Consider the following 13398-nt stretch of genomic DNA (forward strand, 5'->3'; position numbering starts at 1 on the left):
GCCGTTTGATCAGGACTTTCTGTGGATCCAAGGGGATTCGAACCCCTGACCCCCTGCATGCCATGCAGGTGCGCTACCGGGCTGCGCCATGGACCCAAGCCATCCCACCCTCCAACTGAGTTGGTGAGCCGGACAACTTGTCCAGATTACTACAGATCGCCGACGATAAAAGACGCGCGCCCTGGCCGAGCCGAAAACAACCGGGCACGGGCCCACGGACTAGCCGTGCTCGGCGAGTAGCCTCCCGCGCAACGACCGCATCGCCCCGACCGCCGCGCGCAGCTCCTGCAGGTGGTGCTGGGGCAGGAAGGGCTGGCTGAACTCGCCGAGGTCGCTCGCCGAGGCGCTCACCCCCACGGTCTCCACCGCGAGGCCGTTCTCGAGCCCCAGGACCTCCACCGCGGCGGCGCCCTGGTACGGAACGTAGACCGGGGTGGTCACGAGAAGCACCGAGTGTTCGGATGCCGACCGCCGTTCCCGCGCCCAGAAGCGGTAGGTGTCCGCCGAGTTGGCCCGCCGCGACGGATCAGCCGACGGAGCGGCGATAACGCTCAGCCGCGCACGGGGCGTCGACCACGACAATTCTCGCCAGGACAGGTGGGGGTTGTCGGTCATCCGCTCCTCCACCTCCGGTTCGCCGAGCGGCCCGAAGGCGAGTTCCATGCCGCCCACCATGGCGGCGAACTCGTCGCTCCCCCGCACCCCGAGCGCCGTCGCGAGCGCATGTTCGTCGCCCGCGAAGGCCCGGAACCCGCCGAGGAAGACGACGTGGCCCACCTCGAGCCCCCCGTCGAGCAGTTCGGCCACGAACCGGGGCTTCACGATGCCGGCCCGCACCATGCCGCCGGTCATGAGCACGGTGTCGTAGCGCGAAAGGGACGGGTTCTCCCGCCCGGCGAGGCCGAGGGCGCTCGCCCGCGCGAGGATCAGGGCATCCTGCTCCGGAGTGAGGGCCACCTCCTCGGCGAGGTTGCGTTCCCGGCCGGCCCGGAAGTCCCAGTGCTCGGCAGCGAAGGTCTCGAGGTAGTCCAGCAGGCGCGCGCCCCGCAGCGCCGCGGTCGAGCCGCCGAAGGCCGCCACGAGTTCGGCGAGGGCGGCGCTCCCCGCCCACGAGTCGATCGCCGCGAGGGCGCGTGCCCGGTCGCCCGGGGCGCACCGCCACGACGGAAGCTCGAGCTGGTCGTCCGTCACCGGTCGATCGTTCGAGTGCTAGTCGGCGCTCTCGCGCACCGGAACGGTGATCGGGATGGCCGGGCAGTCTTTCCAGAGACGCTCGAGCGAGTAGTACATGCGGTCTTCCTCGTGGAAGACGTGCACGACGAGGTCGCCGAAGTCGAGCAGGATCCAGCGGCCCTCCGCGCGACCCTCGCGACGCAAGGGCTTCGCCCCGTGCTCGATGAGCTTGTCTTCGATCTCACTCGCGATGGCGATCACGTTGCGCTCGTTGCGACCGGTGGCGAGCAGGAAGATGTCGGTCAGCGGAAGCGGGCCGGACACGTCGAGCGCTACGAGGTCTTCCGCCTGCTTGGAGTCGGCGGCCACTGCGGCAATCTGGAGCAGTTCGCGGGCATGGTCGGTCGCAGTCACAGGGTCCTATCGGATGGGAGGAAAGAAGGGGATGGCACGGGTTTAGAAGATCTTGAAGATCATTCCGACCACGAACAGAACGACGACGCCGACGGCCATGACCGCGGCCGAGACGGCGAGCACGATGGGCAGGCGGCTGTCGCCCTTGGGCTTCTTCGCGCTGATTACCGCGCCGGACGAGGTGTGGGTGCTCACGGCGCGAATTGCTCGCACGGGAGCGGAGTCCGGGTGGTCGGAGTCTTCGCGGTCGTCGGCCTCGAGCAGCGCGTCCACGTCGGAGTGGTCGTAGCGCGCGGGGTGGACCCCCGTGGTGCCCATGCTGCTCGGCAGGTTGATCGACCCGGTGATGAGAATCTCACCGGTGCTCCCGAGCGGGCTCAGGATGTCGTCGGCCGTGGGAATGGACGGCAGAACGAGGGCGCTCGTGGTGATCGCGCCACTCGTTGCGCCGACATTGCGGCTGAACGTGTTCTCCTGCACCTGCTCGTCGTCGTCGATCGACGCCTGGGTGGACCAGTGGCCGACGGGCGGCGAATACGAGGCGGCGGTGTCGACCTCGGCGGGCGAGGCCTCCGGTGTCGGCTGCTGCACGGCCTGAGACGGCGCCGCCGGGGCCTGAGGTACCGGCGCGGGAACCGCGGACTGCGGCACCACGATCTCCGGCGCCTTGGTCGGCGGGAAGGCCGCGAGCCAGGCGGCCGGTGCGGGCGCGGGCGTCTGTTCGATGGGCGCAGCCGGTTCGGGCGTCTCGAGCAGCGGCTCGGGGTCGAGCTGGGCCACGAACGGCTCCGGCACATCGGCCACCGGGGCGTTGAAGAGCAGTTCCTCGAACTTGAAGCTCGCGGGCGAGTCGGCGAACGACCTCGGCGCGTCGGCCGGGGCCGGAGCCGGAGAATCCTGCGCGACGGCCTGGGCGTCGTCCGCCGCCTGCTCGTCGGCGATCGCATCGAACCAGGTGCCGGCCGGCTCCGGCTCGATGGTCGCCTCGACGACGTGGTCGTCGGCCGGGGCCTCGAGGTGCGGGCTGGGCTGTTCGGCGACGCTCGGCGACGCGATGTACACCGTGGGCTGCTGCGGCGGCTCGACCAGGGTCGGCGGCTCGGTCACCGGAGGGGCGGTGGGCTGCGCCTCGATCGGATCGATGGCCGGATCGATGCCGGGAGCGGTGCTGCGGATGCGTTCGCGCAGGCGAGGAGCCTCACTCTGCTCCCTCGGCGGCGCGTCCTCCACGGGGCGGAGAGCCCCGCTCTGCTCGAGGGCTCGCATCTCGCGACGGGTCATGGTGCGCTCGGGGGCGGCGTCGGAGCGCGATGCCTGGTCGACCGCGGGTGGTGGCGACGAGGCGAGCGACGAAGGCAGAGCGCCCTGCGTGTGATAGTCGAGCTCGACGGGCGTTGCTCCGGGCGCGACGGGCGCCGACCACGACGTCGCCGCCGGGAAGGAGGAGCGTCGCCCATCCGGGCTGAAGTCGCGCACCCGGTAGCTCGACGGCGGATTCTGGTCGCCGGGCGTGTCGGTGCTCGTGTCGTTCTCCGAACCGGGAACCACGGGCGGGGTCACCGGGGAATCCGGGACCGCAGAGATCGAGCGGCTGCGGAACGATGGTCCGTCGTAGCTCGGCACCTGGGGGCGTGCCGGAGTGGGGAATTCGTCGTGGGGCGAAACGGACTCCTGGCCCGTTTCCTGCGAGCGGCGACCGGCCGCGGGAGGGGTCGACGAAGGATCGGACGTCGCCGACGCATCGTCTTGGGGTGCGGGTCGACGGGCATCCGCGTCCCACCCTTCCCTCGGAAAAGCCCCAATCGGGGGCTGTTCTTCGGGCATTTGGGCAAGGCTCAGCTGCGTGTCGGCCGCGTCTGCGCGCTCGTTTTGCCGAACTTGTCGCCTGCTAATAGGCGGCTCTTCGTGCCAGGCTGTCATGTAAGACTCCGATACAAGTGATGTTTGGAGATGTATTGAACAACACCATCGGGGACCAAATACCACACCGGGAAACCCCGGCTTACCCGGCCGCGACAATCAGTGGAGGAGATCGCCAGCGCGGGCACTTCCAGCAAGCTTACGTCCGACTCCGGCAAACCGGAAATGGAGAGCTGATGGCCGGGTCGTGTCACGGCCACAAAGTGAGCGAGTGACCACAGTTCCCGCACGTCTTTCCAGTCGAAAATCTGGGCGATCGCGTCAGCGCCGGAGATGAAGAACAGCTCGGCATCCGGGTGCTGGGCGTGCAGGTCCCGCAGCGTGTCGATGGTGAACGTGGGACCCTCGCGGTCGATGTCCACCCGGCTCACCGTGAACCGCGGGTTCGAGGCGGTGGCGATCACGGTCATCAGGTAGCGGTGCTCGCTCGAGGTGGCGCCGGGCTTCTGGTACGGCTGCCCGGTGGGCACGAAGATGACCTCGTCGAGGCCGAAGGACTGCGCGACCTCACTCGCGGCCACGAGGTGACCATGGTGGATCGGGTCGAACGTGCCACCCATGACGCCGATTTTGGGGCGCCGCTGCGCAGTGTCGACCACGGGTGAAGCTAGTGGTGGTCGGTTCCGTGGGCGGAGGCCGAACCGTCGACCTTGTGACTGTGCCGGTTGGCGACGTCGCGGTAGCTGTAGACGACGAACGCGAGCGCGGCGAAGACGGCGACAGCGATCAGCGGAAAGACCCAGGCCGGAAAGAACAGCTCAATCTTGGCCTCTGCGGCCGCCAGAACAATCGTGCTTAGCAACGCCATCCACCCATCTTCGTTCGATCCCAACTAGAGCAGCCTAGCAATCGGCGGCTGGGCGAGAGCCCACGGCGCGCAGGAGCGCGCTGGGGCGCTACGGCCGCACCTGGCCCGAGCCGCGCACGATCCACTTGGTGCTCGTGAGCTCGCTGAGCCCCATCGGCCCGCGCGCGTGCAGCTTCTGGGTGGAGATGCCCACCTCGGCACCGAAACCGAACTCTCCACCGTCGGTGAAGCGGGTAGACGCGTTCACCATGACGACCGCCGAATCCACCTCGGCGAGGAAGCGCTCGGCGTTGCCGAGGTCGTTCGTGATTATCGACTCGGTGTGGTGGGTCGAGTATCGACGGATGTGCTCGATCGCCTGGTCGAGGCCGTCGACCACCCGCACCGAGAGGTCGAGCGACATGTATTCGGTGGTCCAGTCGTCCTCGGTGGCCGGCACGGCATCCGCAAAGATCGCCCGGGTGCGCTCGTCGGCGTGGATGGTGACGCCGGATGCCCGCAGCTCGCCGAGAACGGCCGGCAGCAGCCGGGCGGCCGAGCCCTCGTGCACGAGCAGGGTCTCGAGGGCGTTGCACACGCTCGGCCGCTGCACCTTCGAGTTCTGCACGATGTCGACGGCCCACGACTCGTCGGCGGACTCGTCGAGGAAGACGTGGACAACTCCGGCACCGGTCTCGATCACGGGGACCTTGGACTCGTTGACGACCGTGTTGATGAGGTCTGCGCTGCCGCGCGGGATCAGCACGTCCACGAGGCCGCGCGCCTGCATGAGCTGCCGCGCGCCCTCCCGGCCGAACTCGTCGATGGTCTGCACGGCGTCCGTGGGCAGTCCGACGCTCGCCAGCGCCTCCTGGATGAGCTCGACGAGCACCCGGTTGGTGTTCTCGGCGGCGCTTCCGCCGCGCAGCACGGCGGCGTTGCCGCTCTTGAGGGCGAGGGCCGCGATGTCGATCGTGACGTTGGGCCTGGCCTCGTAGATCACGCCGATCACCCCGAACGGCACGCGAACCTGGCTGAGCTGCAGGCCGTTCGGCAGGGTCTTGCCGCGCACGGACTCGCCGACCGGGTCGACGAGGGTGGCGACGAGCCGCACGGCCTCGGCCAGGGATGCGAGCCGCCTCTCGTCGAGGCGCAGCCTGTCCTGAAGGCCCGCGCTCAGGCCGTTCTCCCGGCCGTTCGCGAGGTCGAGCTCGTTGGCCGGGATGATGCGGTCGGCATTGTCCGCGACGGCCTGCGCGATCGCCTCGAGGGCGGCATTCTTCAGCGCGGCGTTGGTCGTGGCGAGGGTTATCGAGGCGCCCCGGGCCGCCTCCAGCTTCTCGGTGAAGGTACGCGTGGCGACGACGGTCTCAGACATGCCGCAAGTTTACTTTGCCCTTCCGTCCGCGCGTTTCTCCGGAGGTTTGCCAATCGCGGGCCGCCTTTCCGCGCGCCGAGCCCGTAAACACGGGGTACCGCATCCCGCACCAGGCGAAACCTCCGGAGAAGCGCGGGTGGGCGAGCGTGGAGCGGCTGGTCACGCCAGCGCGCGGCCGCGCGGCTCTACCGCGGCTCCCGCGCGCGACCGCCGCGTCCAGTGCGGCTCCGCCCGCGCGTTTCTCCGGAGGTTTGCCAATCGCGGGCCGTCTTTCCGCGCGCCGTGCCCGTAAACGCGGGGCACCGCATCCCGCACCCGGTGAGACCTCCGGAGAAACGCGGGTGGGCGAGCGTGGAGCGGCTGGTCACGCCAGCGCGCGGGCGTGCTGCGGCTCCAGCGCGGCTCCCGCGCGCGACCGCCGCGTCCACTGCGGCTCCGCCCGCGCGTTTCTCCGGAGGTTTGCCAATCGCGGGCCGCCTTTCCGCGCGCCGAGCCCGTAAACACGGGGCACCGCATCCCGCACCAGGCGAAACCTCCGGAGAAACGCTTGTGGGCACGGAGAAGCGCGGGTGGGCACGCGCGCGTGGCAGGCACGCGCGGGAGAGGTGCGGGCCGGCCGGGGCTAGACGGGCGCGGCCTCGAACCAGGTGCCGAGCAGCGCTCCGTCGAGGGCGGCGTGCACGTCCCGGGTCGAGGCGAGCAGCACCGGGGTGCCTGCCGAGGCTGCGAGCTTGGCGGCGGCGACCTTCGTGCCCGCTCCCCCGGTGCCCACGCCGGCGGAGCCGATGTCGCCGAACTCCACCCCCGCGAGGTCGTCGGTGAACGGCACGGTGTCGATGCGGCGCGCGCCAGGCTCGTGCGGCGGTCGCGTGTACAGCGCATCCACGTCGGAGAGCAGCAGGAGGAGGTCGGCGCGCACGAGCTGCGACACCAGGGCCGCGAGCCGGTCGTTGTCGCCGAATCGGATCTCGTGCGTCGCCACGGTGTCGTTCTCGTTCACGATCGGCAGGATGCGCAGGCCGAGCAGTCGCTCCATGGCACGCTGAGCGTTGCTGCGGTGGGTGGGGTTCTCGAGGTCCCCGGCGGTCAGCAGCACCTGGGCCGCGACGATGTCGAAGCGGTCGAGGCTCTCCTGGTAGCGGTAGATGAGCACGTTCTGCCCGACGGCTGCTGCGGCCTGCTGTGTGGCCAGGTCGGTGGGGCGCGCATCGAGCCTGAGGTACGGCATGCCGGTGGCGATCGCCCCGGAGGAGACGAGGATCACCTCGCAGCCGCGCGCGTGCGCCGCGGCGAGGGCGTCGACAAGCGGCCCGATCTGGCCGGCGTTCGCGCCGCTGATGGACGACGAGCCCACCTTCACGACGACCCGCTTCGCGCCGACGACCTCGGACCGGGAGAGGCTAGTCATCCGAGGACGGGGTTCCCGCCTCTGCGCCGGCCTTCTCCTCGACCGCGTCGCGGTCGACGGCGAAGCCCTCGTCGTCGTTCCACATGCCGGCCTCGCGCTCGCGGATGAGCTCCGCACGCGCCTCGGCCTTGCCGTCCATGCGGTCCAGGTACTCCTGGCGCCGGGTCTTGGAGGTGGGCCGCTCGCTCTGCACGAGGCGCGGGTCGGTGCCGCGGGGCGCGGTGAGCAACTCGGCGGTGGAGGTGAGGGTGGGCTCCCAGTCGAAGGTGACCGGGCCGATGATGACGGTCGAGCCGGCGACGGCGCCCGACTTGAACAGCTCGTTCTCCACCCCGGACTTGGCCAGGCGGTCGGCGAGGAAGCCGATGGCCTCCTCGTTGTTGAAGTCGGTCTGCGCCACCCAGCGCTCCGGCTTGCCGCCGACGACACGGTAGACGTTTCCGGCCGATCCGCCCTCCACCTTGACGGTGAAGCCGGCGTCTCCGGCGGCTCGCGGACGCAGCACGATGCGCGGCTTCACCGGCTGGGCCGCGCGCTTGGCCCGGTCGGCCTCCACCAGTTCGCCGAGGGCGAACGACAGTTCCCGAAGGCCCTCGCGGCTCACCGCGGAGATCTCGAACACGCGGTAGCCGCGCGCCTCGAGATCCGGGCGCACGAGCTCGGCGAGCTCGCGGCCCTCCGGCACGTCCACCTTGTTGAGCGCGATGAGCTGCGGGCGTTCGAGCAGCGGCACCTGGCCCTCCGGAACGGGATAGGCGGCGAGTTCGCCGAGGATCACGTCGAGGTCGGTGAGCGGGTCGCGCCCGGGCTCGAGGGTCGCGCAGTCGAGCACGTGCAGCAGGGCCGAGCAGCGCTCGACGTGGCGCAGGAACTCGAGGCCGAGCCCCTTGCCCTCACTGGCGCCCTCGATGAGCCCAGGCACGTCCGCGACGGTGAAGCGGGAGTCGCCGGACTCCACGACGCCGAGGTTCGGGTGCAGGGTCGTGAACGGGTAGTCCGCGATCTTGGGCTTCGCGGCGGAGATCGCGGCGACGAGGGAGGACTTGCCGGCCGACGGGTAGCCGACGAGCGCGACATCCGCCACGACCTTGAGCTCGAGGTAGACGTCACCCTCCCAGCCGGGGATGCCGAGGAGGGCGAAGCCGGGCGCCTTGCGCTTGGTGGAGGCGAGGGCCGCGTTGCCGAGGCCGCCCTGTCCGCCCTGCGCGGCGACGTAGCGCATGCCGGGTTCAGTGAAGTCGATGAGCTCGTTGCCCTCGGCGTCCTTGACGACGGTGCCGAGCGGCACGAGCAGCTCGATCTCCGCGCCATCCGAGCCGTTGCGGTTGTCGCCCATGCCCTGGCCGCCCTTGTCGGACTTGCGGTGCGGCGCACGATGGAAGCCGAGCAGGGTGGTGACACCCGCGTCGCTCACCAGCACGATGTCTCCACCGTCGCCGCCGTTGCCGCCGTCGGGGCCGGCGAGGGGCTTGAACTTCTCGCGCTTCACGGAGACGCAGCCGTCGCCGCCGTTGCCCGCACTGAGATGAAGCGTTACCTGGTCAACGAAGGTAGCCACAACGCATCCCTTCTTGGTCGACCGAACGACCGCTTAAAAGGTGAGAGCGAGCCGAAGCTCGCCCGCACCCGTTGAACACCATGCCGGCCCGTCTGGTCGACGTACGACCACGACGGTGCCGAGCGGAAAACTACTGGGCAGCCACCACGATGTTGATGACCTTGCGGCCACCCTTCGCGCCGAACTCGACCGAGCCCGCCGCGAGGGCGAACAGCGTGTCGTCGCCGCCACGTCCGACGTTCACGCCGGGGTGGAAGTGGGTGCCGCGCTGGCGGACGATGATCTCGCCCGCGTTGACGACCTGGCCGCCGAAGCGCTTCACGCCGAGGCGCTGTGCGTTGGAGTCGCGACCGTTACGAGTGGAGCTTGCGCCCTTTTTGTGTGCCATTTAACTATTCAGCCCCTGGGTACGTGTCTGTCGAGGATTACTTGATGCTGGTGATCTTGATGCGGGTGAGCTCCTGGCGGTGGCCCTGGCGCTTCTTGTACCCGGTCTTGTTCTTGAACTTCTGGATGACGATCTTCGGTCCACGCAAGTCGCCGACTACCTCGGCGGTCACGGTGACCTTCGCAAGCGCCGAAGCGTCGTGCGTGATCTTGTCGCCATCGACGAGCAGCACTGGTGCCAACTCGACGTTGCCGTTCTTGTCGGCCTTGATGCGATCGAGCACGACGATAGTGCCGACCTCAACCTTTTCCTGCCGACCACCGGCGCGCACAACTGCGTAAACCACTTGGTAACCCTCACTATTTGACTGGTAAGTCCGTATTCGACTGGAAGTATCCAGGGAAGTCATGGCGTGCTGACATTTCGCGGGCTTAGCCCAGCGCACACCAAGGGTCAACAATACTCGATTTCTGGCCCGTCGGTCAAACGGGCCCCGGGCAGCCGTCAGGCCGTGTCCACGATTCCCGCGATGGGGTGCCGGGACGGGTGGCGTTCGACCCAATTCCAGAGCAGGATGCCCGCGAGGATCACGAGGGGCGTCGCCGAAACGAGCGCCTGCGCGCCGAAGGCGAGCCCGATCCCGATGGCGCGCGCCGTCTCGTCGCCGAGCCGTGCGAGTTCGCCCTGCTCCGCGAGGGCCTGGACGGCCGCCACGGCCTCCACGACGCTCGTGGTGAGGAACACCAGGATCGCCCCGGCCACGGCCGCGAGCAGGCTCCTCGTGACCACGTGGGCGAGCCTCAGCTCGGCGGCGACGGGCGCGATGAACCAGAACCCGAGCAGCACCCCCACGGCGAACGGCACCGACACCGTCAGGACCTGCCGGCCGTAGAGCGTCCACCACGGGAGGTCGCGCGTGGAACCGCCGCCGGAATACCCCAGTTGTGCCACGAGGAAGGTGAGCAGGCTCTGCACCACGAGCACGACGAGCACGAGGAACGCCGCGGCCAGGGCCACGAGGAAGCCGCGCTGGCGCACGACGCGATGGGCGAGGGCTGTCATCGGAAGGGTCCCCTTGTGTGAGTGGGTGCGGCGGCTGGCTCGTTTCGGCGCTGGGGCCGTGTCTAGAATCGGCCAATGACCGTGTTGATAGACCAGCCTAGGTGGCCAGCACACGACACGCTCTGGTCGCATCTGGTCAGCGACAGCTCACTCGAGGAACTGCACGACTTCGCCCTGCGGCTGGGAATCCCCCGCCGCGGGTTCGACCTCGACCACTACGACGTGCCGGAGGCCCGCTACGAGGAACTCGTGGCGGCCGGCGCGGAACCGGTCAGCATCCGGCAGCTGGTGGAACGCCTCGCCGCCAGCGGACTGCGGGTCTCCCAGCGCGAACGGCGCGCCGGAGCCATCGAGGCTCCGGCGACGGACTGACCCACCGCGCCCGAAGCCAGAAGGCCCCGGTGCGCGGTGAATCCGTCGACTACACCTCTGGCGAAGACCCGGCGTCGCCGGATGACGTGCGTACCGGTCCGGCGCTCGAGACGCGACGGCTCGTGCGCGCGCGACCCTGGCCGGGCTGCTTCGGCTCGGGCAGGGCGTCGAGCACCGAGTCGAGAATCTGCTCGGCGTCACGCGGGCTGATCGTGCGCGGCGCGCGGGCGGTCTTCTTCACCTGGATGTCGAGGATCTCCACCGCGGCCTCTGCCGCGGCGACGGAGGCCTGCTCCACCGCGTGCTCGACCGGTTCGCTGACCGGTTCCGCCTGGTGGTGCACCGGCTCGTTCGAGTGCGCGATGGTGGAGGCCGCGATCTGGGCGAGCGCGTTCTTCACGTCGTCGGTGATGGCGTGCGTTCCGCCCGAGGGCTTCTGGCCCGATCCGTTGGACTGGCCGCGACCGGAGTCGCCGTTGCCGCCGCCACCGTTGCCGTTGCCGCCGTTGCCGCCGCCATTGCCGCCCTTGCCGCGGCTGCGACGGATCTCGGGCTGCGCCGTCTGGCGGTGCTTGGTGACCGGGTCGTGGTGGATGATGATGCCGCGGCCGGCGCAGTGCTCGCACGGCTCGCTGAACGACTCGATGAGTCCGAGGCCGAGCTTCTTGCGCGTCATCTGCACGAGACCGAGCGAGGTGACCTCGGCCACCTGGTGCTTGGTGCGGTCGCGGCTGAGGCACTCGACGAGTCTGCGCAGCACGAGGTCGCGGTTGGACTCGAGCACCATGTCGATGAAGTCGACCACGATGATGCCGCCGATGTCGCGCAGGCGAAGCTGGCGCACGATCTCCTCGGCCGCCTCGAGGTTGTTCTTGGTGACCGTCTCCTCGAGGTTTCCCCCGGAGCCGACGAACTTGCCCGTGTTAACGTCGACCACGGTCATCGCCTCGGTGCGGTCGATCACGAGCGAACCGCCGGAGGGCAGCCAGACCTTGCGGTCCAGGGCCTTCTCGATCTGCTCGGTGATGCGGTACTCGTCGAACGAGTCGACGGTGCCCTCGTAGGTCTGGAGCCGGTCGATGAGATCCGGCGCGACCTGCTTGAGGTAGGTGGAGATCGTGCCGAGGGCATCCTCTCCGTCGATCACGAGAGTGTGGAAGTCCTCGTTGAACACATCGCGCACGATCTTGACGAGCAGGTCGGGCTCGCTGTGCAGCAGCGCCGGCGCCTGGACGTTCTCGAGCGTCTCGCTGATGGCTGCCCACTGGGAGGTGAGTCGGTTCACGTCGAGGGTGAGCTGCTCCTCGGTTGCGCCCTCGGCCGCGGTGCGCACGATGACGCCCACGTTGTCGGGCAGAACCTCCTTGAGGATCTTCTTGAGACGCGCACGCTCGGTGTCCGGAAGCTTGCGGGAGATGCCGTTCATGGATCCGTTGGGCACGTAGACCAGGTAGCGGCCCGGCAGGCTCACCTGGCTGGTGAGGCGCGCGCCCTTGTGGCCGACCGGGTCCTTCGTCACCTGCACGAGAACCTTGTCGCCCGGCTTGAGGGCGAGCTCGATGCGTCGGGCCTGGCTCTTGCCGTCGCTCGAGTTCTCGGCGGCGGCCTCCCAGTCCACCTCACCGGAGTACAGCACGGCGTTGCGACCGCGCCCGATGTCGACGAAGGCGGCCTCCATGCTCGGGAGCACGTTCTGCACCCGGCCGAGGTAGACGTTGCCGATCAGGCTCGCGTCGGCGGCCTTCGCCACATAGTGCTCCACGAGCACGCCGTCTTCGAGCACGCCGATCTGGATGCGGTCGAACTTGGAGCGCACCACCATCGTGCGGTCGACGCTCTCGCGGCGGGCGAGGAACTCGGCCTCGGTGATGACGGGGCGGCGGCGTCCGGCATCCCGGCCGTCGCGACGACGCTGCTTCTTCGCCTCGAGGCGGGTGGAGCCGCGCACCTTCGTCGGCTCGTTGCTCAGTTCCGGCGCCGGGCGCGGGGTGCGCACCTTGACGACGGTGTTCGCCGGGGTGCCGCTTCCTGTGCCGGGACCGGACTCGCGGTCCTCTTCGCCGGAGCGTCGGCGGGACCGACGGCGCACGGTCGGGGTCTCCTCGAAGTCGTCGCGGGGCTCCTGCTGGCCCTGCCCACCGGAGCGTCCGGCCGGGCGGGGCGGCAGCACCGGAAGGTCGGGGGCCTGGAAGAGCAGGGATGTCGTGGGGCGGGCCGGCTGCTTCGGCTGCTCGGCCTGCTGCGGCTGCGACGCCGTCTCGGGCGCGCTGTCGGCGGGCGTGTCTGCCGGCTTGCGGGTGCGGCTGCGGGCCGGGGCCTTCTTGGGCTCCGCCTGCTGCGTGCCGGACTCGTTGGCGCCGGACTCCTTGGCGCCGGACTCCGGAGCGGGTGCCGCCTTCGGCGCGGACGAGCGCCTGGCCGGAGCTCGCTTGACGGGGGCGGACTGATCTGCGGCGGACTGATCTGGGGCTGACCGATCAGCCGGGGCCTGATCGGCGATGGTCAGCTCGACGGCCGTGGTCGCGTCCGTCGTGCGCGGGGCGCTGCGACGGCGAGGGGCGGTGGCCGGGGCGGCGACGTCCGCGGGCTGTTCTCGCGGGGCATCCGGCGTCGTCGGCTGCACTGGTGCCTGCTGCTGAACTGGCGCCTGCTGAACTGGTGCCTGCTGCTGAACTGGCGCCTGCTGTGCCGGCGGAGCCGTCGGTTCCGGTGCGGTCACGGGCGGCGCGGTCACGGGTGGGGCTGCCGCCGCCTTGGCCCTGCGGCCGCCGAAGAGGCGGCTGCGCCTCTTGCCCTCGTTCGGTGTTGCGCCGTCATTGTTGTCAGTTGTCTCCACCATCGCTGGTGCACTCCTAGCCCGCTGCAGGCGACCGCGCCGCCTACCGGGTACTCTCTCGTGCGGCCGTACGCTTCGGCGAATCTGGCGCCTCGGCGAACA

13 protein-coding genes and 1 tRNA gene are annotated in these 13398 nt (G+C 69.7%); 1 reads left to right on the forward strand and 13 read right to left on the reverse strand.

Annotation, left to right across the window (positions count from 1 at the left end; all coding sequences use genetic code 11):
* Window positions 1-22: 22 nt before the first annotated feature.
* The 12 genes from ACHZD8_RS01615 to ACHZD8_RS01670 form a co-directional block, all read right to left on the reverse strand.
* Window positions 23-96, reverse strand: a tRNA-Ala gene (locus tag ACHZD8_RS01615).
* Between the two features lie 123 nt (window positions 97-219).
* Entirely contained in the window at window positions 220-1191 is a 972-nt protein-coding gene (locus tag ACHZD8_RS01620; protein ID WP_394768366.1) for a hypothetical protein, read from the reverse strand.
* Window positions 1192-1209: 18 nt separating this feature from the next.
* On the reverse strand, window positions 1210-1587 hold the full coding sequence (gene rsfS / locus ACHZD8_RS01625) for a ribosome silencing factor (RefSeq protein WP_394768367.1): 378 nt from the start codon (window positions 1585-1587) through the stop codon (window positions 1210-1212).
* Window positions 1588-1629: 42 nt separating this feature from the next.
* On the reverse strand, window positions 1630-3147 hold the full coding sequence (locus ACHZD8_RS01630; RefSeq protein ID WP_394768368.1) for a hypothetical protein: 1518 nt from the start codon (window positions 3145-3147) through the stop codon (window positions 1630-1632).
* 356 nt (window positions 3148-3503) lie between these two features.
* Window positions 3504-4106: a nicotinate-nucleotide adenylyltransferase gene (gene nadD, locus ACHZD8_RS01635; protein ID WP_394768369.1), complete on the reverse strand. Its 603-nt coding sequence runs from the start codon at window positions 4104-4106 to the stop codon at window positions 3504-3506.
* 8 nt (window positions 4107-4114) lie between these two features.
* The gene (locus ACHZD8_RS01640; protein ID WP_394768371.1) at window positions 4115-4315 is read right to left on the reverse strand and encodes a hypothetical protein; all 201 of its coding nucleotides are present in this window, start codon (window positions 4313-4315) and stop codon (window positions 4115-4117) included.
* Between the two features lie 88 nt (window positions 4316-4403).
* The gene (locus ACHZD8_RS01645) at window positions 4404-5672 is read right to left on the reverse strand and encodes a glutamate-5-semialdehyde dehydrogenase (protein ID WP_394768373.1); all 1269 of its coding nucleotides are present in this window, start codon (window positions 5670-5672) and stop codon (window positions 4404-4406) included.
* A 622-nt stretch (window positions 5673-6294) separates the two neighbouring features.
* Window positions 6295-7080 (reverse strand): glutamate 5-kinase, encoded by a 786-nt coding sequence (gene proB, locus ACHZD8_RS01650; RefSeq protein ID WP_394768374.1) that lies wholly within the window; start codon window positions 7078-7080, stop codon window positions 6295-6297.
* Window positions 7073-8638 (reverse strand): GTPase ObgE, encoded by a 1566-nt coding sequence (gene obgE / locus ACHZD8_RS01655; RefSeq protein WP_394768375.1) that lies wholly within the window; start codon window positions 8636-8638, stop codon window positions 7073-7075. Before obgE ends, proB begins: the two co-directional genes overlap by 8 nt.
* A 130-nt stretch (window positions 8639-8768) precedes the next feature.
* On the reverse strand, window positions 8769-9026 hold the full coding sequence (rpmA, locus tag ACHZD8_RS01660) for a 50S ribosomal protein L27 (protein WP_147783015.1): 258 nt from the start codon (window positions 9024-9026) through the stop codon (window positions 8769-8771).
* Window positions 9027-9063: 37 nt separating this feature from the next.
* Window positions 9064-9372 (reverse strand): 50S ribosomal protein L21, encoded by a 309-nt coding sequence (rplU, locus tag ACHZD8_RS01665; RefSeq protein ID WP_394768376.1) that lies wholly within the window; start codon window positions 9370-9372, stop codon window positions 9064-9066.
* Between the two features lie 158 nt (window positions 9373-9530).
* Window positions 9531-10088, reverse strand: coding sequence for a hypothetical protein (locus ACHZD8_RS01670; RefSeq protein WP_394768377.1), 558 nt, complete (start codon window positions 10086-10088; stop codon window positions 9531-9533).
* Window positions 10089-10163: 75 nt separating this feature from the next.
* Here ACHZD8_RS01670 and ACHZD8_RS01675 point away from each other — a divergent pair, with 75 nt between their 5' ends.
* Window positions 10164-10460: a DUF4031 domain-containing protein gene (locus ACHZD8_RS01675; RefSeq protein WP_394768378.1), complete on the forward strand. Its 297-nt coding sequence runs from the start codon at window positions 10164-10166 to the stop codon at window positions 10458-10460.
* A gap of 49 nt (window positions 10461-10509) precedes the next feature.
* On the opposite strand, the gene ACHZD8_RS01680 is transcribed toward ACHZD8_RS01675, so the two are convergent.
* Window positions 10510-13299: an Rne/Rng family ribonuclease gene (locus ACHZD8_RS01680; protein ID WP_394768379.1), complete on the reverse strand. Its 2790-nt coding sequence runs from the start codon at window positions 13297-13299 to the stop codon at window positions 10510-10512.
* Window positions 13300-13398 lie beyond the last annotated feature (99 nt).

Origin of the sequence: Lacisediminihabitans sp., from assembly GCF_043726815.1 — a bacterium.
GTDB lineage: Bacteria > Actinomycetota > Actinomycetes > Actinomycetales > Microbacteriaceae > Lacisediminihabitans.

What these genes read in the sequence shown, in the direction of transcription:
- ACHZD8_RS01640 (WP_394768371.1), bottom strand. Translation starts at nt 4,315, where the DNA reads ATGGCGTTGCTAAGCACGATTGTTCTGGCGGCCGCAGAGGCCAAGATT.
- ACHZD8_RS01645 (WP_394768373.1), bottom strand. Translation starts at nt 5,672, where the DNA reads ATGTCTGAGACCGTCGTCGCCACGCGTACCTTCACCGAGAAGCTGGAG.
- proB (WP_394768374.1), bottom strand. Translation starts at nt 7,080, where the DNA reads ATGACTAGCCTCTCCCGGTCCGAGGTCGTCGGCGCGAAGCGGGTCGTC.
- rpmA (WP_147783015.1), bottom strand. Translation starts at nt 9,026, where the DNA reads ATGGCACACAAAAAGGGCGCAAGCTCCACTCGTAACGGTCGCGACTCC.
- ACHZD8_RS01670 (WP_394768377.1), bottom strand. Translation starts at nt 10,088, where the DNA reads ATGACAGCCCTCGCCCATCGCGTCGTGCGCCAGCGCGGCTTCCTCGTG.
- ACHZD8_RS01675 (WP_394768378.1), top strand. Translation starts at nt 10,164, where the DNA reads ATGACCGTGTTGATAGACCAGCCTAGGTGGCCAGCACACGACACGCTC.
- ACHZD8_RS01680 (WP_394768379.1), bottom strand. Translation starts at nt 13,299, where the DNA reads ATGGTGGAGACAACTGACAACAATGACGGCGCAACACCGAACGAGGGC.